Source organism: Phycicoccus sp. Root563 (assembly GCF_001427915.1).
Lineage (GTDB): Bacteria > Actinomycetota > Actinomycetes > Actinomycetales > Dermatophilaceae > Pedococcus.
The window spans coordinates 353,818-378,837 of the sequence record NZ_LMGM01000001.1; the positions used below are offsets into that span (position 1 = coordinate 353,818).

At 72.0% G+C, this 25,020-nt stretch carries 23 protein-coding genes and 1 tRNA gene; 5 read left to right on the top strand and 19 right to left on the bottom strand.

Going from position 1 to position 25,020, the window contains the following annotated elements; all coding sequences use genetic code 11:
- Positions 1 to 99: 99 nt before the first annotated feature.
- Together ASD62_RS01650 and ASD62_RS01655 are read right to left on the bottom strand one after the other, a co-directional pair.
- Complete coding sequence (locus ASD62_RS01650) at positions 100 to 735, bottom strand: FMN-binding negative transcriptional regulator (RefSeq protein ID WP_056914482.1); 636 nt, start codon at positions 733 to 735, stop codon at positions 100 to 102.
- A gap of 39 nt (positions 736 to 774) precedes the next feature.
- Positions 775 to 1,728 carry a DMT family transporter gene (locus ASD62_RS01655; protein ID WP_056914483.1) on the bottom strand — a complete coding sequence of 318 codons (954 nt, stop codon included), beginning with the start codon at positions 1,726 to 1,728 and terminating at the stop codon, positions 775 to 777.
- Here ASD62_RS01655 and ASD62_RS01660 point away from each other — a divergent pair.
- Positions 1,727 to 3,136: a PLP-dependent aminotransferase family protein gene (locus ASD62_RS01660; protein WP_056914484.1), complete on the top strand. Its 1,410-nt coding sequence runs from the start codon at positions 1,727 to 1,729 to the stop codon at positions 3,134 to 3,136. The genes ASD62_RS01655 and ASD62_RS01660 overlap by 2 nt on opposite strands.
- On the opposite strand, the gene ASD62_RS01665 is transcribed toward ASD62_RS01660, so the two are convergent.
- From ASD62_RS01665 to xerD, 12 genes are all read right to left on the bottom strand, one after another.
- Positions 3,120 to 3,596, bottom strand: a complete 477-nt coding sequence (locus ASD62_RS01665) for a GNAT family N-acetyltransferase (protein ID WP_056914485.1) — start codon at positions 3,594 to 3,596, stop codon at positions 3,120 to 3,122. The genes ASD62_RS01660 and ASD62_RS01665 overlap by 17 nt on opposite strands.
- A 96-nt stretch (positions 3,597 to 3,692) precedes the next feature.
- Positions 3,693 to 3,766 (bottom strand) — tRNA-Pro (locus tag ASD62_RS01670).
- A 130-nt stretch (positions 3,767 to 3,896) separates the two neighbouring features.
- Positions 3,897 to 6,077, bottom strand: a complete 2,181-nt coding sequence (locus ASD62_RS01675) for an acyltransferase family protein (RefSeq protein ID WP_056914486.1) — start codon at positions 6,075 to 6,077, stop codon at positions 3,897 to 3,899.
- 2 nt (positions 6,078 to 6,079) lie between these two features.
- Positions 6,080 to 7,603, bottom strand: coding sequence for a ribosome biogenesis GTPase Der (der, locus tag ASD62_RS01680; RefSeq protein WP_082553105.1), 1,524 nt, complete (start codon positions 7,601 to 7,603; stop codon positions 6,080 to 6,082).
- A 73-nt stretch (positions 7,604 to 7,676) separates the two neighbouring features.
- Positions 7,677 to 8,375, bottom strand: coding sequence for a 1-acyl-sn-glycerol-3-phosphate acyltransferase (locus tag ASD62_RS01685; protein WP_082580507.1), 699 nt, complete (start codon positions 8,373 to 8,375; stop codon positions 7,677 to 7,679).
- Positions 8,372 to 9,076 (bottom strand): (d)CMP kinase, encoded by a 705-nt coding sequence (gene cmk / locus ASD62_RS01690; RefSeq protein WP_056914488.1) that lies wholly within the window; start codon positions 9,074 to 9,076, stop codon positions 8,372 to 8,374. The genes ASD62_RS01685 and cmk overlap by 4 nt, the downstream gene beginning before the upstream one ends.
- Positions 9,077 to 9,149: 73 nt before the next feature.
- Positions 9,150 to 10,232, bottom strand: a complete 1,083-nt coding sequence (locus tag ASD62_RS01695; RefSeq protein WP_056914489.1) for a prephenate dehydrogenase — start codon at positions 10,230 to 10,232, stop codon at positions 9,150 to 9,152.
- A 36-nt stretch (positions 10,233 to 10,268) separates the two neighbouring features.
- Entirely contained in the window at positions 10,269 to 11,231 is a 963-nt protein-coding gene (locus tag ASD62_RS01700; protein ID WP_056914490.1) for a pseudouridine synthase, read from the bottom strand.
- On the bottom strand, positions 11,228 to 11,935 hold the full coding sequence (gene scpB, locus ASD62_RS01705; RefSeq protein WP_082553188.1) for an SMC-Scp complex subunit ScpB: 708 nt from the start codon (positions 11,933 to 11,935) through the stop codon (positions 11,228 to 11,230). The genes ASD62_RS01700 and scpB overlap by 4 nt, the downstream gene beginning before the upstream one ends.
- Positions 11,928 to 12,914 carry a ScpA family protein gene (locus ASD62_RS01710; protein ID WP_056917080.1) on the bottom strand — a complete coding sequence of 329 codons (987 nt, stop codon included), beginning with the start codon at positions 12,912 to 12,914 and terminating at the stop codon, positions 11,928 to 11,930. The genes scpB and ASD62_RS01710 overlap by 8 nt, the downstream gene beginning before the upstream one ends.
- A gap of 4 nt (positions 12,915 to 12,918) precedes the next feature.
- Positions 12,919 to 13,734, bottom strand: coding sequence for a ParA family protein (locus tag ASD62_RS01715; protein ID WP_056917081.1), 816 nt, complete (start codon positions 13,732 to 13,734; stop codon positions 12,919 to 12,921).
- A 208-nt stretch (positions 13,735 to 13,942) separates the two neighbouring features.
- Positions 13,943 to 14,854, bottom strand: a complete 912-nt coding sequence (gene xerD / locus ASD62_RS01720) for a site-specific tyrosine recombinase XerD (protein ID WP_056914491.1) — start codon at positions 14,852 to 14,854, stop codon at positions 13,943 to 13,945.
- A gap of 38 nt (positions 14,855 to 14,892) precedes the next feature.
- On the opposite strand from xerD, the gene ASD62_RS01725 reads away from it, so the two are divergent.
- A complete protein-coding gene (locus ASD62_RS01725; RefSeq protein ID WP_056914492.1) occupies positions 14,893 to 15,501 on the top strand; it encodes a hypothetical protein in 609 nt (202 codons plus the stop codon).
- 37 nt (positions 15,502 to 15,538) lie between these two features.
- Here ASD62_RS01725 and ASD62_RS01730 read toward each other — a convergent pair whose 3' ends face one another.
- The 3 genes from ASD62_RS01730 to ASD62_RS01740 are packed head-to-tail and all read right to left on the bottom strand — an operon-like array spanning position 15,539 to position 18,836.
- On the bottom strand, positions 15,539 to 16,786 hold the full coding sequence (locus ASD62_RS01730; protein ID WP_056914493.1) for a 4-alpha-glucanotransferase: 1,248 nt from the start codon (positions 16,784 to 16,786) through the stop codon (positions 15,539 to 15,541).
- 5 nt (positions 16,787 to 16,791) lie between these two features.
- Complete coding sequence (hisS, locus tag ASD62_RS01735; RefSeq protein WP_164488422.1) at positions 16,792 to 18,147, bottom strand: histidine--tRNA ligase; 1,356 nt, start codon at positions 18,145 to 18,147, stop codon at positions 16,792 to 16,794.
- The gene (locus tag ASD62_RS01740; protein WP_056914495.1) at positions 18,135 to 18,836 is read right to left on the bottom strand and encodes an MBL fold metallo-hydrolase; all 702 of its coding nucleotides are present in this window, start codon (positions 18,834 to 18,836) and stop codon (positions 18,135 to 18,137) included. Before ASD62_RS01740 ends, hisS begins: the two co-directional genes overlap by 13 nt.
- Positions 18,837 to 18,881: 45 nt before the next feature.
- On the opposite strand from ASD62_RS01740, the gene ASD62_RS01745 reads away from it, so the two are divergent.
- From ASD62_RS01745 to ASD62_RS01755, 3 genes are all read left to right on the top strand, one after another.
- Positions 18,882 to 19,706 (top strand): peptidylprolyl isomerase, encoded by an 825-nt coding sequence (locus ASD62_RS01745; protein ID WP_056914496.1) that lies wholly within the window; start codon positions 18,882 to 18,884, stop codon positions 19,704 to 19,706.
- A gap of 1 nt (position 19,707) precedes the next feature.
- The gene (locus tag ASD62_RS01750) at positions 19,708 to 21,615 is read left to right on the top strand and encodes a DUF349 domain-containing protein (RefSeq protein WP_082580508.1); all 1,908 of its coding nucleotides are present in this window, start codon (positions 19,708 to 19,710) and stop codon (positions 21,613 to 21,615) included.
- Positions 21,616 to 21,678: 63 nt separating this feature from the next.
- Complete coding sequence (locus ASD62_RS01755; RefSeq protein WP_056914497.1) at positions 21,679 to 22,101, top strand: hypothetical protein; 423 nt, start codon at positions 21,679 to 21,681, stop codon at positions 22,099 to 22,101.
- A 28-nt stretch (positions 22,102 to 22,129) separates the two neighbouring features.
- Here the strand turns inward: ASD62_RS01755 and ASD62_RS01760 are convergent, their stop codons facing one another.
- Positions 22,130 to 24,439 (bottom strand): bifunctional (p)ppGpp synthetase/guanosine-3',5'-bis(diphosphate) 3'-pyrophosphohydrolase, encoded by a 2,310-nt coding sequence (locus tag ASD62_RS01760; protein WP_056914498.1) that lies wholly within the window; start codon positions 24,437 to 24,439, stop codon positions 22,130 to 22,132.
- A gap of 32 nt (positions 24,440 to 24,471) precedes the next feature.
- Positions 24,472 to 25,020 (bottom strand): adenine phosphoribosyltransferase, encoded by a 549-nt coding sequence (locus ASD62_RS01765; protein WP_056914499.1) that lies wholly within the window; start codon positions 25,018 to 25,020, stop codon positions 24,472 to 24,474.

Here is a 25,020-nt window from a genome sequence, read left to right on the forward strand (position 1 = left end):
GATTAGACCACGCACGAACGCCGTCCAGGCCCGGTTGGCCCCACGACACGGACGCGGTCGAGCCGGGTCACGGCACTGGCCGGCCGGCGGCAGGACGGGTCACTGCCCCGCGCCCCGCAGCGCCGCGTCCACCGCCTCGGCGACGACCGCAGCCGCGGGTGAGTCCTCGCCGCGCAGGCCCGCCACCACACCCTGTCGATCGGCCTCCGAACGGTTCTGGCTCAGCTTGGCCTTGCCCTCGACCCGCTCGACGGTCATCTCGACGCCGACGATGGCCCGCAGCTGCCCCTCGAGGTACCGCTGCGGGGCGTCGTCGCTGCTCCACGGCTGCGGCCGATGGCCCTCGTGACGGGTGACGAGGGCGTCGACCGCGGTGCGCAGCCAGTGGGGATCCTCGTGGATCCGCGCCCGACCCACGAGCTCGACCGCGGAGTAGTTCCAGGTCGGGACCACCCGGCCGTGCTCCGCCTTGCTCGCGTACCAGGAGGGTGAGACGTATGCGTCCGGCCCGGTGGCCACCACGACCGCCGGCGCCCCGTCGTCGATCTGCTTCCAGTGCGGGTTGGCCCGGGCCATGTGAGCGATGACGGTGTCGCCCTCCCAGAGGATCGGCAGGAACGTCACCAACGGGTACCCGTCGCTGCCGACCGTGACCAGCTGCGCGGTCGCAACCCCAGCGACCAGGGCCCGCAGCCCTGCCTCGTCCGGGATGGCGTTGAAGTGGGGAACGTACATGGGTCCAGTCTCCCTCGGTGGGGTCCTGAAAGGCAGGAGTCAGGCGGTGGGGCCAGGAGCGGGCTGCGGTACCCGGGCCCCGAGCCGCGCCCGCACGGCCCCGGCGGCGCACAGCACCACGACGAGACCACCCAGCACCGTGACCGGTGTGAGCGACTCGCCGAGCAGCAGGGCAGCCCACGCGATCGACAGGACCGGTTGCACGAGCTGGACCTGGCTCACCCTCGCCATCGGCCCGATGGCCAGCCCGCGGTACCACGCGAAGAAGCCGAGGAACATGCTGACGACGGCGAGGTACGCGAAGGCCGCCCACTGCGTCGGCGAGGCCGTAGGGGTGTGCCGCGCGACGGAGGTCGCGGCCAGCACCACCATGACCGGTGAGCAGAGCACCAGGGCCCAGGAGACCGTCTGCCACGCCCCCAGCTCGCGCGCGAGGAGGCCGCCCTCGGCGTAGCCGACGGCGGCAGCGAGCACCGCACCGAACAGCAGGAGGTCGGCCAACCGCAGGTGGCCGAACCCACCCCACTGGGCCGACGCGAATCCCGTGGCGGCGAGGGCCCCGGCACCCGCAGCGGTCCAGAACCGCGGCGGGGGGCGTTCGTTCCCACGCAGGACGGCCATCGCCGCGGTCGCCGCCGGGAGGAGGGCGATGACGACAGCGCCGTGGCTGGCCGGCGCGCTGCTGAGCGCGTACGACGTCAGGAGGGGGAAGCCGACCACGACGCCGGCGCCCACCACCGCGAGCCGGACCCACTGTCGTGGTCGCGGCAGGGCCTGCCGGGTCAGGGCGAGCGCCGCACCCGCGAGGACGGCTGCAGCAACCGCACGCGCCGATCCGATGAAGAGGGGGGACAGGCCCCCTACGGCCACGCGCGTGAACGGCACGGTGAACGAGAAGGCGACGACTCCCACCAGTCCCCAGGCCAGTCCGGCACCAGGAGCGGCAGGTACCGGAGTGCCCTTCGCCAGAGTAGCGCTACTGTGTTGGCTCATGAATGACGATAGCAGTTCACGTATCTCCGCAGCTCTGCGAGCGTGGATCGCGAACGCACCGGTCGGGGCGCGCCTTCCGTCCACACGAGCTCTCGTTGCCGAGCACCGGGCCAGCCCGGTGACCGTTCAACGCGCCCTGCGCGAGCTCGCGGGTGCTGGACTGCTGGAGACCCGCCCCGGGGTGGGCACCTTCGTCCGGACCGTCCGAACAGCGCGTCCTGCCGACTACGGGTGGCAGACGGCCGCCCTGGGGTCCCCGGAGGTGCGCAGCCACGGTGTTTCCACGGCGATGCGCACAGCACCCAACGACGCCATGGCTCTGCACTCCGGGTACCCCGACAGGGAGCTCCTGCCCGAGCGCCTCGTCCGCGCGGCGCTGGGCCGGGCCGGTCGCAGCGACACGGCCATCTCCCGCCCACCCGTCGCGGGTCTCCCGGAGCTGCAGTCCTGGTTCGCCCACGAGCTCGGCGCCGCCTGCCCGGCCGGGACCGCTGTGCCTGGTCCGAGCGACGTCGTCGTCCTGCCCGGGAGCCAGGGCGGGTTGAGCTCGATCTTCCGGGCCCTCGTGCCGCGGGGACGGGCCGTCCTCCTCGAGTCGCCCACCTACTGGGGCGCCATCACGGCTGCGGCCCAGACCGGTGTCCGCGCCGTACCCGTGTCCACCGGGCCGGAGGGTCCGGACCCCGAGGAGCTCGACAGGGCGTTCACCGAGAGCGGTGCACGGGTGTTCTACGCCCAGCCGACCTTTGCGAACCCCACCGGAACCCAGTGGTCGACCGAGAGAGCCTCGGCGGTGCTGGACGTGGTGCGCGCCCACGGCGCATTCCTCGTGGAGGACGACTGGGCCCACGACTTCGGCATCACGTCGACGCCACGCCCCTTGGCGGCCCAGGACGACTCGGGCCACGTGGTGTACCTGCGCTCGCTGACCAAGAGCGTGTCACCCGCCCTGCGCGTCGCCGCGGTGATCGCTCGCGGCCCGGCCCGTGAGCGCATCCTGGCCGACCGGACCGCTGAGTCGATGTACGTGAGCGGGCTGCTGCAGGGGGCGGCGCTCGACGTGGTCACGCAGCCCGCCTGGCAGACACACCTGCGAGGGGTCCGCGACGCGCTCCGCGCCCGCCGTGACCTGCTCGTCGACAGCCTGCTCGAGCACGCGCCGGCCGCACTCGTCGACCACGTTCCGCCCGGCGGGCTCAACCTGTGGGCCCGGCTGCCGGACGGCACCGACGTCCGCGAGCTCGCCCAGGACTGCGAGCGCGCAGGCCTCGTCATCGCTGCGGGGGACGAGTGGTTCCCCGCGGAACCGACCGGACCGTTCCTGCGGCTCAACTACTCGGGCCCCAACCCGTCGGCGTTCCCCCGGGCTGCTCAGGTCCTGGGGCGTGCCCTCAGTCGCCGAGGGTGATCTCCCAGCGGCGCAGCAGCGCGTACGGCGCGAACGTCGAGCGGCTCGTCACCTCGGTCGGCTGCCAGCCGCGGCGCGCGTAGAACCGGGTGGCGCGGTGGTTCTCCTCGTACACCCGCAGCCAGGCGTGTTCGTGCCCCTGACCGTGCAGCGTGGCGAGGACCTCGTCGTGGACCCGGCCCGCCAGCCCGCTCCCCCACGTGGCGACAGCCGTGCCGAAGTGCAGGAACTCGCCGTCGCGGGTGGCGGCGAACCCCTCGATCGCCGCGTCGACCACGACGGCGTAGCACCGCACCTCGGGGTCCTCGAGCTCGACGGACCACCGTTCCCGCAGCTGGTCCGTCGGGAACGGGTGGTCGTCCTGGGGGAAGATGTGGCCGAGACCGAGGACGGCTCCTTCGCGCTGCACGACCAGGAGCTCCTCGAGGTCGTCGCGCCGCAAGGGTCGCAGCAGCGTCATGCCCGAGACCCTGGACGCGGCCCCATCAGCTCACCCTTCGTACGGCGGAGACGACGACGGGGTCCGACCTGCGTGAGCAGATCGGACCCCGATCGGTCGGGCTGACAGGATTTGAACCTGCGACCCCTTGACCCCCAGTCAAGTGCGCTACCAAGCTGCGCTACAGCCCGTTGTGGAGTTGTCGCCCCGTGCAGAATCGCGCCGAAGCACGACCGCGGGAGCGAACGAAACCCTAGCGCACGCCATACCCCCGCTTGAAATCGGTATGCCGCCGCGCGACCCGGTGGGCGTCGGTCGGCGTCAGCGCACGGGGTGGTCGGCCACGGCCGACAGCACGTCCTGCGCGAGGAAGCGGCCCAGCGAGCGTGAGTAGACGGCGCTGTAGTGGTTGGTGTCGTGCAGGACGTTGACACCGCCGACGACGCTGCGACAGGTCCTGGCGTCGCACACGTGGTCGGTGAGGTCGATCCGGGCCAGACCGCGGACCCGGCCGGCGAGGGTGTCGGTGGCGCGTTCGAACGCGCCGAGCCGGACCACGGAGCTGCGGGCGACCGAGCAGGTCTCGAGGTGGTCCAGGTTCTGGTTGGTGCAGGTCGAGTCGAGCACCCCGGTCCTGCCGGGGTTGTCGGTCATGGCGAGCACGACCGAGCCCTGCCGCGTCCAGGCGGTGACGACGGGAGAGAGCGCGTCGACGTACTGCTGCACCTGGGGACGGCCGGTGCCGTCGTCGATGTGCTCGCGCTTGCTGGACACCGAGACGATGACGACGTCCGGGCGTTCCCGGGTCACGGCCGTGTCGACAGCCGGGCCGAAATGGGGGCAGACGTCCTCCGAACGCCCCTCGATCGCCCCGGGGGCCTGCTTCGTGGGGATGGGCAGGCACCCGCCGATGGCCAGGGAGGTGACCTTCCAGTGGTGCCGGCGACCCGCCTCCGCGAGGGCCGGCACGAGGTGCTGGGCGTGCGAGTCCCCGACCAACCACACGCGCAGGGCCTTGGCGTCCCCTCCGGAGAAGTCGCAGTCGGTGCGCGGCTTCCACCCGGCGACCACCATCGAGGCGTCGTCCCGGCACCCGGCGACGTTGTGGAAGTCCTTGTCCACGTCGGAGACCGGGGCGATGAGGGGACGCTGGTAGGGGTCGCCACACTCCCGCTCGAGGGCACCGGCACCGACGCACACGCCGTGCGTGACGGCCGAGATGAGGCCGGCCCGGACCGCGTCCGCGCGGCGCGCCGACTCGACGCTAACACCGGACGCCAGCCCGACCACCACGGCCATGGCCACCGCTGTGGACGTCAGGGACCTGAGCCGGCCGGCCTTGAGGAAGCCGGAGCGTTGGGCGGCCTGCTCGACGTACCGACGGGTCAGCCAGGCGAGCAGCAGCGTCAGGGCCAGCACGGCCAAGCGGGCGGCGAGGCCGTGGCTGCCCACGGCGTACGGGAGCAGGACCAGGAGCGGCCAGTGCCAGAGGTAGACCGAGTACGAGATGTCGCCGAGGAACTGCACCGGGCGCAGCGAGGTGATCGGGTCCAGGGGGGCACGCAGGCGGGACTCCCCGGCCACGAGGACCGCGGCGGCACCGAGGACGGGCACCAGCGCCGGGGCTCCAGGCACAGCCGTCCGGCCGTCGAACACCACCATGGCGCCCGCCATGAGCAGCCACCCGCCGACGGCCAGTGCGCCGGCCGACGAGGTGCCCAGCACGGGGCGCCCGCCCCGGGACCTCGCCAGCACGGCGACCAGTGCGCCGATGCCGAACTCCCAGGCGCGGGTCCAGGTCAGGAAGTACGCAGCCGTGGGCGAGGCCGCGGTCTGGACCACGGCCGCCAGTCCCGACGCCAGCACGATGACGCCCACTCCGGCCCCCACGGCGGCGAGGCCGTGGGAACGGTCGTTCCCGCGGCGACGCCAGCGGCGCAGGGCCACGAAGCCCAGGAACAGCGCGGGCCAGACGAGGTAGAACTGCTCCTCGACGCTCAGGGACCAGTAGTGCTGGAACGCGCTCGCCGCCTCGTCGTGGGCCTGGTAGTCGACCGCGAGCCGCACGAGCTGGAAGTTCTCCACGTAGAGGGTCGACGCGATGGCCTCCCCCACGTTGCGGTCCCACACCGTCGACGGCACGAACAGGACCATGGCGACGAGGCTGACCACGACGACGAGCAGGGCGGCGGGCAGCAGGCGGCGGGCGCGCCTGCTGTAGAACGCGACCAGGCCGATCCGGCCGGTGTCGGCGAGCTCACGCAGCAGGTGCAGGCTGATGAGGTAGCCGGAGATGACGAAGAAGACGTCGACGCCGACGTACCCGCCGGTCAGCCGGCCCGGCCAGAGGTGGTTGAGCACGACGCCGCCGACGGCCAGCGCGCGCATGGCCTGCACGTCGCGGCGCGCCGGCGTCGGGGCACGGGTCCCCGCCGAACCGGCACGCGTCGCCGCGGCGTCGGGCGCACGAACCGGGGCGGGCACCTCCACGCTGTCGGTCACGCCTACTTGCGCTTGCGCTTCTCGCGGACGCGGACCGACACCTCGATGGGCGTGCCCTCGAAGCCGAACTCCTCGCGCAGCCGGCGCTCGAGGAACCGGCGGTAACCGGCCTCCAGGAAGCCGGAGGCGAAGATGACGAAGCGCGGCGGCCGGGTCGAGGCCTGCGTCGCGAACAGGATGCGGGGCTGCTTGCCGCCCCGCACCGGGTGCGGGTTGGACGCGACGATCTCGCCGAAGAACGCGTTGAGGCGACCGGTCGGCACCCGGAAGTCCCAGGACTCCAACGCCTTCTCCAGCGCTGGCACGAGCTTGTCGACCGAGCGACCGGTCTTCGCGGAGATGTTGACCCGGGGTGCCCACGGGATCTGCACGAGCTCGCGCTCGATCTCGCGCTCGAGGTAGTAGCGGCGCTCCTCGTCGAGGGTGTCCCACTTGTTGTAGGCCACGACGAGCGAGCGGCCCGCGTCGATGACCTGCTGCACGACGCGGATGTCCTGCTCGGCGATCTGCTGCTCGGCGTCGATGAGGACGACGGCGACCTCGGCCTTCTCCAGGGCCGTCTGCGTGCGCAGGGAGGCGTAGAAGTCGGCGCCACGGGTCTGGTGCACACGACGACGGATGCCGGCGGTGTCCACGAAGCGCCAGGTCTTGCCGCCGAGCTCGATGAACTCGTCGACCGGGTCACGGGTGGTGCCGGCGACGTTGTCCACGACGACCCGGTCCTCGCCGGCGAGCTTGTTGAGCAGCGACGACTTGCCGACGTTGGGGCGGCCGATCAGGGCCACGCGACGCGGGCCACCGCGCTGGTAGGCGTCGGAGTTCGCGGCGACCGACGGAAGGACGTCGAGGACGGCGTCCAGGACGTCACCGCTGCCGCGTCCGTGCAGGGCCGAGACGGGCCACGGCTGCCCCAGCCCGAGGTTCCACAGGGCGGCGGCGTCGGCCTCGGTGCGCTGGTCGTCGACCTTGTTGGCCACGAGCACGACGGGCTTGCCCGAGCGACGCAGGAGCTTGACGACGGCCTCGTCGTCGTCGGTGGCACCGACCGTCGCGTCGACGACGAACATCACGACGTCGGCGAGGTCCACGGCCACCTCGGCCTGCTCGGCGACACGCAGGTGGATGCCGGTGGCGTCGATCTCCCAGCCGCCGGTGTCGACGAGGGTGAACCGGCGCCCGGCCCAGTCGGCGTCGTACGCCACGCGGTCACGGGTCACGCCGGGCACGTCCTCGACGACCGCCTCGCGACGGCCGAGGATGCGGTTGACGAGCGTGGACTTGCCGACGTTCGGGCGGCCGACGACGGCGACGACCGGCAGCGGACCGCTGCCGACGACGAACCCGTCCTCGTCGACGTCACCGTCGATGAGCGAACGGTCCTCGTCGGTGAGGTCGAAGTCCTCCAACCCCACGCGCAGGGCGCGCTCCACGGTCGAGTCGTCGGTCAGGTGCTCACTCACGGCAAATCCTTGCGTTGGTCTGTGTTCGGGCCACGGCGCGCGGTATGGCGCGGGGCCGCCCCACATTGTCGCGCACTTTTGGGGGCGCCCAGGACAAGGCCCGCGCCCCGCGCGTCGTGCCCGTCGTCGGCAGGTCGACCTACGAACCCAGTCCGTCGTCCTCCGGCAGCGCGATCTGGTGCCGTGCGGAGGCGTTGGCCACGTGGTCCGCGAGCAGGTCACGCACCTGGGCGGTGGCAGCAGCGAGGCGGGCCCGTCCCGTCAGCTCCGGGTCGGCCGCGAGCCTGACGGGCCCGCCGAACTCGACGACCATCCGCGTGCCGGGCCTGGGCAGCGTGCCGGTGGAGGCGCCGGTCTCCCGCGTGCCGAGGAACGCCACGGGCACCACGGTCGCACCGCCCTGGAGGGCGAGCCACGCGGCGCCCTGCTGGACGGTCGAGACGTCACCACGGCCCCGGGTGCCCTCGGGGAAGATGCCGACCGCACCGCCCGCCCGCAGGACCGCGACCGCCGTCGTCAGGGCGCTGCGGTCACCGGAGTTCCGGGTGACCGGGATGTGGCCGATGAAGGTGAGGAACCACCCCAGCAGACCGCGGAACACGTCCCGCTTGACCAGGATGCTGGTCGGGCGCGGGGACAGCGCAGGGAGCATCGGGCCGTCGAGGAACCCGACGTGGTTGCCCACGAACAGCACCGGACCGACCTTCGGCACCCGGTCGCGGCCGACCGTGGTCACCCGGTAGAGGACCCCGAACAGCACGCGGCCGACGACGATGTTGATGCGCACCCGCCACTGCGGCGTCACGGCGGGGCCGGGCGTGGACGCAGAGGTGCTCACACCACGGCCTTGGCCGGGGCCTCCCGCCGCACCACGTCGATGACGGCGGCGATGCTCTGCTCGAAGTCGAGGTCGGAGGTGTCGACGAGGTGCACGCCGTCGGCGGCCTCGGTGAACTCCGACACCGTCGAGTCATCGGCGTCCCGCCGGACGATCTGGTCCCGGGTGGCCTCGACCGCGTGGTCCGCGTCGTGCCCGTGCAGCTCCTTGGAGCGGCGGCGCAGGCGGGCCTCGACGCTGGCCGTGAGCAGGACGCGGACGTCGGCGTCGGGGGCCACGACGGTGGTGATGTCGCGGCCCTCGGCCACGACTCCCCCGGTCCGGGTGGCGATCCGGTCGATGAGGTCGCGCTGCAGCTGCTGCAGGACCGGGCGGACACCGGTGTTCGTGGCGACCTTCGACACCACCTCGCTGACGCGCGTGGTGCGGATGTCGTCCTCAATCTCCCGGCCGCCGACCTGCACGCTCGCGTGCGAGGGGTCGGTGCCCATCTCGAGCGGGATGTCCCGCGAGGCCTGCTCGACCGCTGCGGTGTCGTCGAGGTCGACCCCCTCCTCGAGGCACCACCACGTGACCGCGCGGTACATCGCGCCGGTGTCGAGGTACCCGATGCCGAGCTCGCGGGCGACGGCGCGGGAGACGCTGGACTTGCCGGACCCGCTGGGTCCGTCGATCGCGACGACGAGGTGCTGGGTGTTCATGACCGCCAAGCCTATGGGCAGCACCGACGTCCCGCGACGGCCCCTGCAGCGGGGCGTGCCCGCTGCGGACCGGTCAGCCGTGGAGGCGCCAGCCGCGGGCGAGGAGCTCGTCGGCCAGCCGTTCGGCGACCGCAGGCAGCACCGACACCTCGGCCAGCCCGAACGGCTGCCCGAGGCCGTGTTCGAGGTGCAGGTCCTCGAGGTTGACGCCGGCGTCGCCGACGTCGTGCAGCAGCCGGGCGAGCTCGCCCGGTTCGTCCGGCACGAGCACCACGACCGTCGTGTATGCCGTCGGGGCAGCGCCGTGCTTGCCGGGGATCCGTGCGTGGCCGGCGTTGCCCTGAGCCACGATCCGGGCGAGCACCTCGCGCGCGCCGACGCCGTCGCCGTCGGCCAGCCCGTCCAGGGCCGTGATCACCTCGCCCAGCTCGGCGTGCACGTGCGCCAGCACCTCGCGGACCGCCGCGGCGTTGCCGGCCAGGATCTGCGTCCACAGCTGGGGGTCGCTCGCCGCGACCCTCGTGACGTCACGGATCCCCTGACCCGACAACGCAACCGCAGAGTTGGACAGGTCGCGCAGTCGCCCCGCCACCAGCGACGAGGCCAGCTGCGGGACGTGCGAGACCACGGCCACGGCCGCGTCGTGGTCGGTGGGGCTCATCGTGCTGACGGTGCCGCCGGCGGCAGAGGCGACCGCCCGCACCGCGTCGACGGCAGCCGGTGACGACTCCTCGCTGGGCACGACGACCCAGGCACGACCGTCGAACAGGTCTCCGCGGGCTGCGACCGCACCCGAGCGCTCCCGACCGGCCATCGGGTGCGAGCCGACGTACCGGGTGAGGTCGCCACCGAGGTCCCGCACCCGGTCGAGCACGGCCACCTTCACGGACGCGACGTCGGTGACCACGGCCTGCGGCCAGCGGTCGAGCTCGCCGGCCACGACCTCACCCGCCACGTCCGGAGGTGCGGCGACGACGACCACGTCCGGGGCAGGATCGCCCTGCGCTGCAAGCGAACCCGCGCCGAGGTCACGGGCCAGCGCGCAGGCGGTGGGCGACGGGTCGCTGAGCACCACGGCATACCCGGCACGGCTGAGGGCGATGCCCAGGCTGGTGCCGATGAGGCCGGTGCCGACGATCCGAACGCGTGGGGTCACGACGCGAAGGCTACCGACGCGCCGTGACCCACGGGATCAGAGTCCAGCAGCGGTGTAGAGCTTGCCGACCTCGTCCTTGGTGAGCTTGCGCATCTTGCCGGGCTTGGTGTCACCGAGGTGGATCGGGCCCACCTGGACGCGCACGAGGCTGATCACGGGGTGCCCCACGGCGTCGAGGAGCCGGCGCACGATGTGCTTGCGTCCCTCGTGCAGGACCACCTCGACGAGCGCCTTGCCGGGCTGGGAGTCCACGACGCGGAACGAGTCGACGGAGGCCGGCCCGTCCTCGAGCTGGACGCCCTCGCGCAGCTGGCGACCCATGTCGCGCGGTACCGGTCCACGGATCTGGGCGAGGTAGGTCTTGAGGACGCCGTACTGCGGGTGCTGCAGCCGGTGGGCGAGCTCGCCGTCGTTCGTGAGCAGGAGCAGGCCCTCGGTGTCGGAGTCCAGCCGACCGACGTGGAACAGCCGGTCCGTGCGGTCCTTCACGTAGTCGCCGATGTTGATCCGGCCGAGCTCGTCGCTCATCGTCGTGACGACGTTGAGCGGCTTGTTGAACGCGAAGTACACGCGGGTCTCGTCGAGCTGGACCTTCACCCCGTCGACGTGCACGGTCTGGTCGGGACGGATGCGCACACCGAGCTCGCGCACGGTGTGGCCGTCCACCTCGACGCGACCGGCGCTGATGAGGTTCTCGCAGACGCGGCGCGAACCCACGCCGGCGGCGGCGAGCAGCTTCTGCAGCCGGATGCCGTCGGGGTCGTGCATGTCGACGTCGGGCTCTTTGCGCTCCTGCGGCACCCGCGTCGGCTGGCTCTTCTTGGTCGTGCCCGAGCTGCCGCGCTGGGGACGGTCGCCCCGGCCACCGGCACCGGCGCCCGTCGGGCCGCCGCGAGGACCGGGGCGGCCACCCTGGCCGGCACCGCCTCGGCCGCCGCCGGGGCGACCGCCGCCTCGTCCTGCTCCGGCCGAGCCGTCTCTGCTGCGTGGGGGTGTCATCCGCGTCCCTGTTCTGCTATTTCGTCGAGCACATCGATTTCGGGCAGGTACGGCGCGAGCGCCGGGAGGTCGTCCAGGCTGCCCAGGCCCAGCCGCTGGAGGAAGTAGTTGGTCGTGCCGTAGAGGACCGCGCCGCTCTCGGTCTCAGCGCCGAGCTCCTCGATCAGGCCGCGGTTGAGCAGCGTGCGGACGACGCCGTCGACGTTGACGCCGCGCACCGCCGAGACACGCGAACGCGAGATCGGCTGGCGGTAGGCGATGACGGCGAGCGTCTCGAGGGACGCCTGCGTGAGCTTGGCCTGCTGGCCGTCGAGGAGGAACTTCTCCACGACCGGTGCGTAGTCGGAGCGGCTGTAGATGCGCCACCCGCCGGCCACGGAGCGCAGGGTGAACCCGCGAAGCTGCTCGGCGTACTCCCGCTCCAGGTCCTCGAGGTGTCCCTGGACGTCGTCGACCGGCAGCTCGAGCGCGGACGCGAGGGCCATCGAGGTGACCGGCTCGTCGACCACCATGAGGACGGCCTCGATGGCGCTGCGGGCACCGCCGGGGAAGTCGTTGACGTCGAACGCGAACTGCTCCTCGGGAGCCGTCTCCTCTGAGGCCGCCGCGTTGGGATCCGTCTCCTCCACCACCGTCTCGTCCACCACGCGCTCCTCGACGTCGATGACGACCGGTGCGTCCTGGTCGGTACCGGTGTCACTCATCGTCACTGCGCTCCTGGTTCGTGCCCGCGTCCGTCTCCGGCGAGGGCTGCTCATCGGACGGCTCGGGACTGCTGTCGTCCCCATCGTCCTCGGTCTGGTCCGACTCGTCGAACTCGTCGAACTCGTCGCTGACCTCGATCTCCCCGTCGTCGGTGCCGGTCCACCTCACGGTGAGCTCCCCCAGCGCCTCGACCTGCTCGAACGCGATCGCTGCCTCGCGGAAGAGCTCGAGCAGCGCGAGGAACCGGGCGACGATGACGAGCGTGGAGTCGGCGTCCGCGACGAGCGAGCGGAACGAGCAGACCCGCTCGGCCCGCAGCCGCACGCCGATGATCCCGGCCTGCTCGCGGACGCTGACCTGCGGGGCGTGCAGGTGCTCGAGCCCCACGGTCGGGGCGACCCGCGGCGTCATCGCCCGGGCGGCGATCATCGCGAGCTGCTCGGGGGTGATCCCCATGACCAGCTCGGGCAGCAGCTTGGCGAACTGGGGCTCGATGCCGGCCTGGCGCGGCGTCATCCGCCCTGCGGTCGCCATCCGCTCCGCGAAGGTGAAGGCGATGTCCTTGAAGGCGCGGTACTGCAGCAGCCGCGCGAACAGCAGGTCGCGGGCCTCGATGAGCGCGAGGTCCTCCTCGTCCTGCGGTCCGGTCTGCGGCAGCAGCCGCGCGGACTTGAGGTCGAGCAGGGTCGCGGCGATGAGCAGGAACTCCGAGGCCTGCCCCAGGTCCCACTCGACGTCGGTCTTGCGGGCGGCCTTGATGTGCTCGATGAACTCGTCGGTGACCTGGGCCAGCGCGATCTCGGTGATGTCCAGCTTGTGCTTGCTGATCAGCCCGAGCAGCAGGTCGAACGGCCCGGAGAAGACGTCGAGGTGCACCTCGAAGGGGAGGCCGCCGCGCCGGGTGATGACCCCACCGGGAGTGGCCTGTGCGGTCGGGCTGCCCTGCGTGGTGGCCTCGGTGGTGGCCTCCTGGGTCACCGGCTCAGGCCGCCCCACCACGGGCGATCAGCTCGCGGGCCAGCTGCCGGTATGCCGTGGCCGCCCCGTGCGTGGGCGCGTACGTGGTGATCGGCTCGGCGGCCAGCGTCGCGTCCGGAAACTTCACCGTGCGGCTGATGACGGTGTGGAAGACCCGGTCGCCGAAGTGGTCGACGACGCTGCGCACGACCTCCTTGCTGTGCAGGGTCCGCGAGTCGTACATCGTCGCGAGGATCCCGTCGACCTGCAGTCGCGGGTTGAGCCGGTCGGTGATCTTGTCGATGGTCTCGACCAGCAGCGCCACGCCACGCATGGCGAAGAACTCGCACTCCAGCGGGATGAGGACACCGTGGGCCGCGGTGAGCGCGTTGACGGTGAGCAGTCCGAGCGACGGCTGGCAGTCGATCATGATGACGTCGTAGTCGTCCATGACGGGACGCAGCACCCGGGCCAGGATCTGCTCGCGGGCGACCTCGCCGACGAGCTGGACCTCAGCGGCCGACAGGTCGATGTTGGCCGGGATGACGTCGAGGTTCGGCGTCGACGTCTGCTGGATCACGTCGCGCACGTCGTGGCCGCGCTCGACCAGCAGGTTGTAGATGGTGACGTCGAGCTCGTTGGCCCGGACGCCCAGACCCACGGACAGCGCGCCCTGCGGGTCGAAGTCGACCAGCAGGACCTTGCGGCCCACCTCGGCGAGCGCGGCACCGAGGTTGATGGTCGTCGTGGTCTTGCCGACGCCACCCTTCTGGTTGCACATCGCGATGATGCGCGCAGGACCGTGGCTGGTCAGCGGGGCTGGCTCGGGGAAGTCCGGCATCGGGCGGCCGGTCGGGCCGACGGTTCCGGGACCCACCGTCTCGGTGCCCGGGAGACGCGCGTGGTGGCGCTCGTGGGTGGTGTCGGACGACTCCGGGGTGCGCTGGTCGGATGGTTGCGACTGCGTGGTCACCTCAGGTTCCACAGGCGTTTCACTCCCGGTGCGTTGGCGTACGGCGGTCAGCCTCTCGCTGATCGGGTTGACCCTATCAGCGGGCACGGGGGTGGCTCTGTGCGTACACCTCGCGCAGTCTCTGCACCGTGACGAGGGTGTAGATCTGCGTCGTCGTGACCGAGGCGTGGCCGAGGAGCTCCTGCACGACACGCACGTCGGCTCCCCCGTCGAGCAGGTGGGTGGCGAACGAGTGCCGCAAGGTGTGCGGCGAGACGTGGCCCGACAACTGGGCGCGTTCGGCGGCCGCACGCATCACGGCCCAGGCCGACTGCCGCGACAACCGGCCGCCGCGCTGGTTCAGGAAGACCGCGGGCGTGCCCCTCCCCTTGCCGGCGAACGCCGGTCGCCCCCGGACGAGGTACGCGCCGATGGCGTCCGCGGCATACGAACCGAGGGGGACGAGTCGCTCCTTGCTGCCCTTGCCGAACAACCGGACCACCCCCTCCCCCGTGTCGATGTCGTCGATGTCGAGGCCGACCGCCTCGGAGATGCGCGCGCCGGCGCCGTAGAGGACTTCGAGCAGCGCGCGGTCGCGCAGCGACGCGGGGGTGTCACCGACGCTCGCCGCCTCGAGCAGCCGCTCCACCTCGTGGACGGCGATCGCCTTGGGCAGCCGGGTCGGGGGTTTCGGCGGGCTCACCGCGCCGGCGGGGTCGGTGAGCACCTCCCCCTCCAGGGCGAGGAACTTGTGGAAACCGCGCACCGCGACGAGCGTGCGCGCGGCCGAGGAGGCGGCCAGCGGCGGGTGGTCGGCGCTGCCCTCGCGCAGGGTGGCCAGGAAGTCGCTCACGTGCGCCTCGGTCACCTCCGCGGGCTCCCGGACCTCGTGCGCCTCGAGGTATGCCGTGTAGCGGGCGAGGTCGCGCCGGTAGGACTTCAGCGTGTTGGTGGCCATGCCGCGCTCGACGTCGAGGTGGCCCAGCCAGCTGCGGACCGCACGCTCCATCGCGCTGGTGGGGGGCACGAAATGGGAGTGTAGGCGGCATGAAGCTCTACGCAGACCTCCCGGGCCGACGCACCCTCCAGATCCTCGCCGACCTCGGGATCGTGGCCTGGGTGTGCACCTGGGCGTGGGTGGGGAGGGTCGTCCACGACGCGACCCTCCAGCTCGGCGCACCGGGTCGTCAGCTGCAGAGCGCGGGCTCGGGGTTCCGGGAGCAGATGACGGGTGCGGGCGACGCCGTGAGCGACGTGCCGCTCGTGGGCGACAAGATCGCCAGCCCGTTCCGCCGCGCCGGCACGGCGGGCACGACCATCCAGCAGGCCGGCACCGACCTCGTCACCGCGGTCGAACGGCTCGCCAACCTGCTCGGCTGGGTCACGGCGCTGGTGCCGATCGTCATCGTCGGGCTGGTCTGGCTGTTCGTGCGCGGCCGGTTCGTGCGCCGGGCGACGGCGGCCCAGCGGTTCATCGACCAGGCTGCCGACCTCGACCTGTTCGCGCTGCGGGCCATGGCCGGCCAGCCGATGCGCAAGCTCGCCGCCATCTCCCCCGACCCCACGGGCGCGTGGCGACGGGGCGAGGAGTCGACGATCCGTGCCCTGGCGCTGCTCGAGCTGCGCGACTCCGGCCTGCAGCCCCCCGCGGCCTGACGCCAGCCCGCGCCGGACGCTCAGCTTTCGATGCGGATCAGGCTGGAGCGCGGCCTGACGCCTGGGTGACGTCACGCAGGCGGGCAGCGTGCTCCGACGTCAGCGCGCCGGGGTCCATCTGCCAGGACCAGCCGCCCTCGATGCCGGGCGCGTTCATCCGGGCGGTCGAACCGAGGCCCAGGACGTCCTGAGCCTGCATCATCGCCAGGCCGCAGGGGGTAGCCAGGGCGAGCTCGATCATGGCCCAGCTCGGCTCACGGTCGCCGTCGGCCCGCACACCACGCTCCCGCCAGGCAGCACGGACCAGCTCGCGCCGGTGCTCGGGCAGCTCTGCCCACCAACCGTTGACCGTGTCGTTGTCGTGGGTGCCGGTGTAGACCACCTGGTCGGGCGCGAGGTTGACCAGGTCGTGGGTGTTGTACTCGTAGGCCGGCTCGAACCCGAACTGCAGCACCGCCATCCCGGGGAACCCCAGCGCCTTGCGCAGGTCGATGACGGGCTGGTCGATGTCACCGAGGTCCTCCGCGAGGACCGGCAGGTCACCGAGCGCTCCACGGGCTGCGTCGAACACGGCCCGCCCCGGCCCCGGCTCCCACTGCCCGCCCAGCGCCGTCTCGTCGCCGGCGGGGATGGCCCAGTAGGCGGCGAAGCCGCGGAAGTGGTCCACCCGGACGAGGTCGAACAGGGCGAACGTCCGGCGCAGCCGCTCGATCCACCACTGGTAGCCGTCGTCGGCGAGCACGTCCCAGCGGTACAGGGGGTTGCCCCAGAGCTGGCCCGTGGCGGCATACGCGTCCGGCGGGCAGCCGGCCACCGCGTCGTCGCGGAAGAACTGCGGCCAGGCCCGTTCGTCGGCGCCGTCCGGCGCGACGTAGATGGGGACGTCACCGAGGATCTGGATCCCTCGCTCGTGGGCGTACGCGCGCAGGGCCGACCACTCCCGGTCGAAGCGGACCTGGTCGGCGAGGTCACCGCCGAAGCTCGTCCACGAGTCGACCCAGTAGGCCTCCCGCTCCGCGAAGGCGTCGAGCTCCGCCTGGCTGACCGGGGCGTCCGGTTCCTCGAGGAGGGCGGCGGAGGCAGCGAAGGCCGACGGCGACTTGTAGGGCGAGCGGTGCTGGTCCGGCACGGACACCGGCAGCACCTGCCACACCGACTGCCCCGCCTCGGCGAGCCAGTCGACGAAGTCGCGCGCGGGCTGCCCGAGGCGACCGCCCGGCAACGACGTGACGTGCAGCTGCACCCCGCTGGTGCGGGCGTCGGTCAGCGGCTGGGTGGTGTCCATGGTGGTCAGCTCTCCGCGCGCAGGATCTGGGGGTGCAGGTCGTCGGCCGGTGGCTGCCACGTCGTGGCGTCGGCATCCACCTGCTCGCCGGAACGGATGTCCTTGACCTGGTCGGTGGCGCCGTCGGCGGGCTCCCCCGCGCCCGGGAACCAGACGTACGGCATGCCCCGCCGCTCGGCGTACCGGATCTGCTTGCCGAACTTGGCTGGCTTGGGCGCCACCTCGCACGGTATGCCGCGGGCGCGCAGCTCGGTCGCGACGCGGGTCGACGTGGCACGGGAGTCCTCGTCGGTGACCGCGACGAGCACGCAGGCAGGGGTGGAGCGGCTCGCCGTGAGCAGCTTCTGCCCGAGCAGCAGGCCGAGCAGGCGGGAGACACCGATCGAGATGCCGACACCCGGGTACGTGGTCCTGCCGTCGGAGGCGAGCGAGTCGTACCGGCCGCCGGAGCAGAACGAGCCCCACGACTCGTGGCCGACGAGCTGGGTCTCGTAGACCGTGCCCGTGTAGTAGTCGAGTCCCCGGGCGATGCGCAGGTCGGCGACGAGGGCACCGGGGGCGTTGGCCATCCCGGTGCCGATGACGCGGGACAGGGCCTCGAGGCCCTCGTCGAGCGTCGGGTGGCTGACCCCGAGCTCGCGCACCCGGTCGACGAACGACAGGTCCTCGGTACGGATCGCCGCGAGGGCCAGGCACTGGTCGGCCTGTTCGCGGGTCAGGCCGGCCTCGACGAGGAGGTCGGCGACCTTGGCCGGGCCGATCTTGTCGAGCTTGTCGACGATGCGCAGGGTGCCGATGACGTCGGTGACGCCGATGCCGAGGTAGAACCCCTCGGGGATCTTGCGGTTGTTGACCTGGATGACCATCTGGCCGATCGGCAGCTTCGAGAAGACCTCGGCCATGACGAGCGGGATCTCGGCCTCGAAGTGGGGCGCCAGCTCCCCCACGTCGACCACGTCGATGTCGGCCTGGGTGAACTCGCGGTAGCGGCCCTCCTGCGGGCGTTCACCGCGCCACACCTTCTGGATCTGGTGGCGACGGAACGGGAAGGCGAGGTGTCCGGCGTTCTCGAGGACGTAGCGCGCGAACGGGACGGTCAGGTCGAAGTGCAGGCCGAGCTCGGCGTCGCGCGACCCGGCGTCGTCGCCGGCGAGGCGGCTCACGCCGTAGATCTCCTTGTCGGCGTCGCCGCCCTTGCCGAGGAGTCGCTCGACGGGCTCGACGGCACGGGTCTCGATCGAGGGGAAGCCGTGCAGCTCGAAGGTCTCGCGGATGACGTCGAGGAAGTGCTGCTCGACGATGCGCTCGGCGGGGAGGTACTCGGGGAAACCGCTGATCGGGGTGATCTTCACGCGCCCAATCCTTGCAGGTGGGGGTTCGTGGCCCGCTCCCGCTCCATCGTGGAGGCGCCGTAGTGGCCGGGCAGCACCAGGGTCGTGTCCGGCAGGGGCAGGACGACGTCGCGCAGCGAGCGGTTCATCGCCGCCGGGTCCCCGCCCGGGAGGTCGGTCCGCCCGATCGAGCCGGCGAAGAGGACGTCACCGCTGAGCAGGGTCCGGTCCACGTCCACCTGGTCGCCGATGCCGTCCGGCACCGCGTCCACCGCGAACATCACCGATCCCTCGGTGTGCCCGGGCGCGTGGAGCACGTCGAACCCCAGCCCGGCCAGCTCCAGGTGCGTCCGGTCCCCGATCTCGACGACGTTGCTGGGCTCGGTCCACGTCGCCCGGGTGCCGAACTGCTGCTCGAGCATCGCGACCAGCCCGGGGTTGGACTGCCCGAGGAGGTCCACCAGCCGATACCGGTCGTCCGCGTGGATGTATGCCGCCGTGTCGGCGCCGCAGACCGGTGTCACCGAGTACACGTGGTCGAGGTGGCCGTGGGTGAGCAGGACCGCGGCGGGCCGCAACCGGTGCTCGGTCAGGACCGCCCTCAGGGTCTCCTCGATCCCGATGCCCGGGTCGACGACGACGCACTCCTCCCCCCGCGCGGGGGCCAGGACGTAGCAGTTGGTGTCGAAGGCGGCAGCAGGAAAAGCAACGGTCAGCACGGGCGGCAGCCTAGTCATCGCCCTCTCCTGCCTAGACTGGCGCGCGTGACCAAGGAGCAGGAACGAGCCAGGGCCCACCGACGTCAGGAGAAGCTGGACGCGCGAGCGGCCCAGCGGGAGCGCGAGGCCGCACGCAACCGTCAGGTCGCGGTGGTCGTCGCTGCCGTCCTCGTGGTCGTCGCGGCGTTCGTCTTCCTCGCCACCCGGCTCGGTGGCGACGACACCACCCCCGCCGCCTCGCCGAGCGCGACGAGCACGCCGCAGGCCTCCACCAGCGCGACCACCGCTGCCGTCGCGGGGTGCACCGCGCCTCCTGCGGTGCCGACGGCCATCAAGACGCAGGGCCTGCCCGCCAAGGCGACCGCCGCGGGCAAGACCTTCACCGCGGTGGTGACGACCAACTGTGGCGACATCACCCTCCAGCTCGACGGCGCCAAGGCACCGCAGACCGTGGCCTCGTTCGTGGCGCTCGCCAGGAGCAGCTACTTCAACGACGCGCCGTGCCACCGGCTCACGACCCAGGGCATCTTCGTGCTCCAGTGCGGAGACCCGCTCGGCGGCACCGGGACCGGCCCCGGCTACGCGTACGGGCTCGAGAACACGCCCAAGGACGGCAAGTACCCCAAGGGCACCCTGGCCATGGCGCGCACCACCGACGTCAACAGCAACGCCGACCAGTTCTTCATCGTCTACGACGACACCGACCTGAGCAGCGTCCCCGAGGGGTACTCCATCTTCGGCACGGTGACCGGTGGAATGGATATTGTCGAGAAGATCGCCGCAGCAGGTGTGAGTGGTGGCGCCACCGATGGCGCCCCGGCTGCACCCATCAGCATCCTCAAGGTTGCTGTGACCGAGAAGAAGGCCTGACGTGACCGAGCAGACGCCCCCGGCTGACCCCACCGAGCCGCAGGCTCCCGCCGAGCCCCAGGCCGACCAGGAGACCGCCGCCACCGCCACCGTCGACGAGACCGCCGAGGCGACCCCCGAAGCGGCAGCTGAGGCGACCCCCGAAGCGGCAGCTGAGGCGACCCCCGAAGCGGCAGCTGAGGCGACCCCCGAGGCGGCCCCTGAGGCCGTCACGGAGGAGGCTCCGGCCGCAGAGGACGCCGCTGCGCAGGCACCCGAGCCCGAGGCCCCCGCGGCCGAGGCTGCCCAAGCAGAGACTCCCGAGCCCGAGGCCCCCGTGGCCGACGCCCCGGCAGCCGCCGTCGAGAAAGAGGCTGCACCCGAGCCCGAGGCCCCCGTGGCCGACGCCCCGGCAGCCGCCGCTGAGAATGAGGCCGCACCCGAGCCCCAGGCCGCGGTGGCCGAGCCCGAAGCCGCACCTGCCGAGCCCGAAGCCGCGCCTGCCGAGCCCGAGGCTCCCGCCGGCGAGGACGTTCCCGCTGAGGTCGCTCCCGCCGCTCCGGCTCCGGCGGCCAGGCCGCGGCCCGTGCCGAAGCCGGCGCCGATCCCGTCCCCCGCTGCCGTGCGCAAGGTGGCCCACCCGCTGCCCACCCTCACGGCTGCCGCCCCCAGCGGGCCGCCGGCCGAGACATTCGGCCGGGTGGCCGAGGACGGCACCGTGTTCGTCCGTACCGCCGACGGCGAGAAGGAGGTCGGGGCCTACCCCGGCGCCACGCCGGACGAGGCGCTGCACTACTTCGCCCGCAAGTACGACGAGCTGTTCGCGTCCGCCGACCTGCTCCACCAGCGGGTGACGACCACCGACCTGTCCGCCAAGGACGGTGCCGAGGGCCTGACGAAGCTGCGCGAGCACGCTGCCGAAGCCGGTGTCGTGGGCGACCTCGAGGCCCTCGAGGCGAAGATCGCCGAGATCGGTGAGGCGGTCGCCGAGCGCAAGAAGACCGAGAGCGCCGAGCGCAACGCGGCTCGCGCGATCGCGGCCACCGAGCGTGAGGCCATCGTCGCCGAGGCCGAGAAGATCGCCGGGCAGCCGGAGAACAAGATCCAGTGGAAGAGCAGCGGTGCGCGGATGCGTGAGCTGCTCGACGAGTGGAAGAAGCACCAGCGCGCCGGCACCCGCCTCGACCGCGAGACCGAGGGTGCTCTCTGGCAGCGGTTCAGCCAGGCCCGCAACTCCTTCGACAAGGCCCGGCGCGTCCACTTCGCCCAGCTCGAGAGCACCCAGGGTGAGGCCAAGGCCGCCAAGCAGGACCTGGTGAAGGAGGCCGAGTCCCTCGCGACGAGCACCGACTGGGGTGCGACGGCGGGCGCGTTCAAGCGGCTCATGGACCGCTGGCGCCAGGCCGGCCGCGCCTCCCGGACCGACGACGACGCCCTGTGGGCCCGGTTCAAGGCCGCCCAGGACGCCTTCTTCACCGCCAAGGACGCAGAGGCCGCCAAGGAGGACGAGGAGTTCCGGGGCAACCTCGCCGTGAAGGAGGAGCTCCTCAAGGAGGCCGAGGCGATCCTGCCCGTCACCGACCTCGACGCCGCCAAGGCTGCGCTCCGCGCCGTGCAGGACCGCTGGGAGGCTGCCGGCAAGGTGCCCCGCGGCGATGTCGACCGCATGGAGAAGGGGATGCGCCGCATCGAGTCCGCCGTGCGCGAGGCCGACGAGAAGCGTTGGCACAAGACGAATCCCGAGGTGGCCGCCCGCGCCCAGAGCATGGTCGACCAGCTCGAGTCCTCCGTCGCGGCCCTCAAGGCCGACGTCGAGAAGGCGCAGGCGTCCGGGAACGAGAAGAAGGTCAAGGACGCCCAGTCCAAGCTCGAGGCCCAGGAGCAGTGGCTCGCCCAGGCCCGCGGCAACCTCGACGAGTTCGGCGGCTGACATCAGCGGTGGGTCGCGTCGCGTCACCGCGGTGACCGGCGCGCCCACCCACGGTCCCCTCCGGTGACCGGCTCCCCCGCCCTCGTGGCCCTCGCGGCTGCGACGACCCTCCACCTCGGCTTCCAGCTGACCGTGACCGCCCTCGTCTACCCCGCCCTGGCTCGAACGAGCTCGCAGGGTTGGTCCAGGTCGCACGAAGCCCACAGCCGGGCGATCGTCCCCCTCGTCGTCCTCACGTATGCCGCCCTCCTCACCACCCTCACGTGGGCGTGGCTCGCTGGACCCATCGGCCCGGGACTGGTGGTCGCAACGGCCGGGACGATCCTCACCTTCGCGGCGACAGCCTTCGTCGCCGCCCCGACCCACGCGGAGCTCGGCCGAAACGGCAAGAGCGACAGGGCAGTCCGCCGGCTCCTCGCAGCAGACAGGACCCGCAGCATGGGCGCTGTCCTGGCGACCGTCGGGGCGCTGATCGCGCTCACCTGACCCCGCCGACGAGGCGACAACGAGACGACTAGGCCTTGGCGGCCGTCGCCCTGGTGCCGGTGATCCGGTAGACGTCGAAGACGCCGTCGATCTTGCGCACCGCCTTCATCACGTGGTCGAGGTGGCTCGGGTCGCCCATCTCGAAGGTGAACTTCGAGACCGCCACCCGGTCGCGCGAGGTCTGCACCGAGGCCGACAGGATGTTGACGTGCTGGTCGGACAGCACCCGCGTGACGTCGGACAGCAGGCGGTTCCGGTCGAGCGCCTCGACCTGGAGCTGGACGAGGAAGACGGATGCCGACGACGGCGCCCACTCGACCTCGATCATCCGATCGGGTTGCGACAGAAGCGATTCCGCGTTGGTGCAATCGGTGCGGTGGACCGAGACGCCGTTCCCGCGGGTGATGAAGCCCATGATCGGGTCGCCCGGGACCGGGGTGCAGCAGCGGGCCAGCTTGACCCAGACGTCGGCCGTGCCGACGACGACGACGCCGGGGTCGCCGGAGCGACGACGCATCGACCGCGTCGGGGTGGTGGCCTCGGCGAGGTCCTCCGACGCGCCCTCCTCACCACCGAGGCTGACGACGAGCCGGCCCACCACGTGCTGGGCGGACACGTGCCCCTCGCCGACGGCGGCATACAGGGCGTCGATGTCCTGGTAGCGCAGCTCGGAGGCGAGGCCGGTGAGGGTCTCCACGGTCAGGAGGCGCTGCAGCGGCAGGCCCTCCTTGCGCATCGCCTTGGCGATCGCGTCCTTGCCGGTCTCGATGGCCTCCTCGCGACGTTCCTTGGAGAACCACTGCTTGATCTTGTTGCGGGCCCTCGGCGACTTGACGAAGGTCAGCCAGTCACGCGACGGGCCGGCGCCGTCGGCCTTGGAGGTGAGCACCTCGACGACGTCGCCGTTCTCGAGGGTGGACTCCAGGGGCACCAGCCGGCCGTTGACGCGACCGCCGATGCAGTGGTGACCGACCTCGGTGTGCACGGCGTAGGCGAAGTCGACGGGCGTCGCGCCGGCGGGCAGGGCGACGACCTCGCCCTTCGGGGTGAAGACGTAGACCTCGCGCGCGTTGATCTCGAACCGCAGCGAGTCGAGGAACTCCCCCGGGTCGGCGGTCTCCTTCTGCCAGTCGAGGAGCTGGCGCAGCCACGCCATGTCGTTGATCGGGCCGGTCTCGCCGTCCTTGGTGCCGGCCGGCGGGGCGGTCGCGTCCTCCTTGTACTTCCAGTGCGCGGCGACGCCGTACTCCGCCCGGCGGTGCATGGTGTGCGTGCGGATCTGGATCTCGACCGGCTTGCCCTCGGGACCGATGACCGTCGTGTGCAACGACTGGTACATGTTGAACTTCGGCATCGCGATGTAGTCCTTGAACCGCCCGGGGAGGGGGTTCCAGCGGGCGTGCAGGGCACCGAGCGCCGCGTAGCAGTCGCGCACCGAGTCGACGAGGACGCGCACGGCCACGAGGTCGTAGATGTCCTCGAAGTCGCGGCCGCGGACGATCATCTTCTGGTAGACGGAGTAGTAGTGCTTCGGCCGACCGGTGACGGTCGCCTTGATCTTGGCGCCCCGCAGGTCCTCACTCACCTGGTCGCGCACCCCCGAGAGGAACTCCTCGCGCGCCGGCGCCCGCTCGGCCACGAGCCGGACGATCTCGTCGTACACCTTGGGGTACAGCGTCGCGAACGACAGGTCCTCGAGCTCCCACTTGATGGTGTTCATCCCGAGCCGGTGGGCCAGGGGGGCGTAGATCTCGAGGGTCTCGCGGGCCTTGCGCTGGGCGGACTCGACCGACACGTACCGCCAGGTGCGGGCGTTGTGCAGCCGGTCCGCGAGCTTGATGACCAGGACCCGGATGTCGCGCGCCATCGCCACGACCATCTTGCGGACCGTCTCCGCCTGGGCCGCGTCGCCGTACGTCACCTTGTCGAGCTTGGTGACCCCGTCGACGAGCATCGCGACCTCGCGGCCGAAGTCCTTCTCCAGCTGGGTCAGGCTGTATGCCGTGTCCTCGACCGTGTCGTGCAGGAGCGCCGCCGCGAGGGTGGCCGGCGTCATGCCCAGCTCGGCCAGGATCGTCGTCACGGCCAGCGGGTGCGTGATGTACGCGTCGCCGGACTTGCGCTTCTGGCCGCGGTGGGCCTCCTCGGCCACGACGTAGGCCCGCTCGATGACCGTGAGGTCGGCCTTGGGGTGCGTCGCGCGGACGGTCTGCAGGAGTGGCTCGAGGACCGGGTTGGTCGGGCCCCCACGGCTGCCGAAGCGCGCCAACCTGGCCCGCACGCGGCTCGCCGACGAGGCGCCGGTGGGGACCGGCCCGGTGACGACGTCCTCGCTCATGGGCTGAGCCTACGTGATGGGGGCAGGCCGGTTCAGTCGCCTCGGACGACGAGGCTGCAGTGCACCTCGCGACCCGTCAACCGGTCGCGCCCGTGCAGGAACGCGAGCTCGATCGGCGCCTCGAACGCGACCACCTCGGCGCCCGCGTCCTCGAGCAGGCGGCAGGCCGCCTCGGCCGTGCCGCCGGTGGCGAGCACGTCGTCGACGACGAGCACCCGCTCCCCGCCGACGAACGAGTCCTCGTGGATCTCGATGGTGGCGCTGCCGTACTCGAGGTCGTAGGAGACGCCCATCGTCTTCCCGGGGAGCTTGCCTGCCTTGCGGACGGGCACGAACCCGATCCCGAGCTCGTGAGCCAGGGCTGCTCCGAAGATGAACCCGCGGGCCTCGATCCCCACGACCAGGTCGACGCTCCCGCGCCGGCGGTCCGCCATGTCGCGGACCACCGCACCGAACGCCTCTGCATCGGCGAGCAACGGCGTGACGTCCTTGAAGACGACCCCGGGGCTGGGGAAGTCGTGGATGTCACGCAGTCGGCTCTCGATGAGCGCGACGAGGGAGGCCGAGGCGGTCGTGGTCAT

What these genes read in the sequence shown, in the direction of transcription:
- ASD62_RS01650 (WP_056914482.1), bottom strand. Translation starts at nt 735, where the DNA reads ATGTACGTTCCCCACTTCAACGCCATCCCGGACGAGGCAGGGCTGCGG.
- ASD62_RS01660 (WP_056914484.1), top strand. Translation starts at nt 1,727, where the DNA reads ATGAATGACGATAGCAGTTCACGTATCTCCGCAGCTCTGCGAGCGTGG.
- ASD62_RS01655 (WP_056914483.1), bottom strand. Translation starts at nt 1,728, where the DNA reads ATGAGCCAACACAGTAGCGCTACTCTGGCGAAGGGCACTCCGGTACCT.
- ASD62_RS01665 (WP_056914485.1), bottom strand. Translation starts at nt 3,596, where the DNA reads ATGACGCTGCTGCGACCCTTGCGGCGCGACGACCTCGAGGAGCTCCTG.
- der (WP_082553105.1), bottom strand. Translation starts at nt 7,603, where the DNA reads ATGTGGGGCGGCCCCGCGCCATACCGCGCGCCGTGGCCCGAACACAGA.
- cmk (WP_056914488.1), bottom strand. Translation starts at nt 9,076, where the DNA reads ATGAACACCCAGCACCTCGTCGTCGCGATCGACGGACCCAGCGGGTCC.
- ASD62_RS01700 (WP_056914490.1), bottom strand. Translation starts at nt 11,231, where the DNA reads ATGACACCCCCACGCAGCAGAGACGGCTCGGCCGGAGCAGGACGAGGC.
- scpB (WP_082553188.1), bottom strand. Translation starts at nt 11,935, where the DNA reads ATGAGTGACACCGGTACCGACCAGGACGCACCGGTCGTCATCGACGTC.
- ASD62_RS01715 (WP_056917081.1), bottom strand. Translation starts at nt 13,734, where the DNA reads ATGCCGGACTTCCCCGAGCCAGCCCCGCTGACCAGCCACGGTCCTGCG.
- xerD (WP_056914491.1), bottom strand. Translation starts at nt 14,854, where the DNA reads ATGGAGCGTGCGGTCCGCAGCTGGCTGGGCCACCTCGACGTCGAGCGC.
- ASD62_RS01725 (WP_056914492.1), top strand. Translation starts at nt 14,893, where the DNA reads ATGAAGCTCTACGCAGACCTCCCGGGCCGACGCACCCTCCAGATCCTC.
- ASD62_RS01730 (WP_056914493.1), bottom strand. Translation starts at nt 16,786, where the DNA reads ATGGACACCACCCAGCCGCTGACCGACGCCCGCACCAGCGGGGTGCAG.
- ASD62_RS01760 (WP_056914498.1), bottom strand. Translation starts at nt 24,439, where the DNA reads ATGAGCGAGGACGTCGTCACCGGGCCGGTCCCCACCGGCGCCTCGTCG.
- ASD62_RS01765 (WP_056914499.1), bottom strand. Translation starts at nt 25,020, where the DNA reads ATGACCACGACCGCCTCGGCCTCCCTCGTCGCGCTCATCGAGAGCCGA.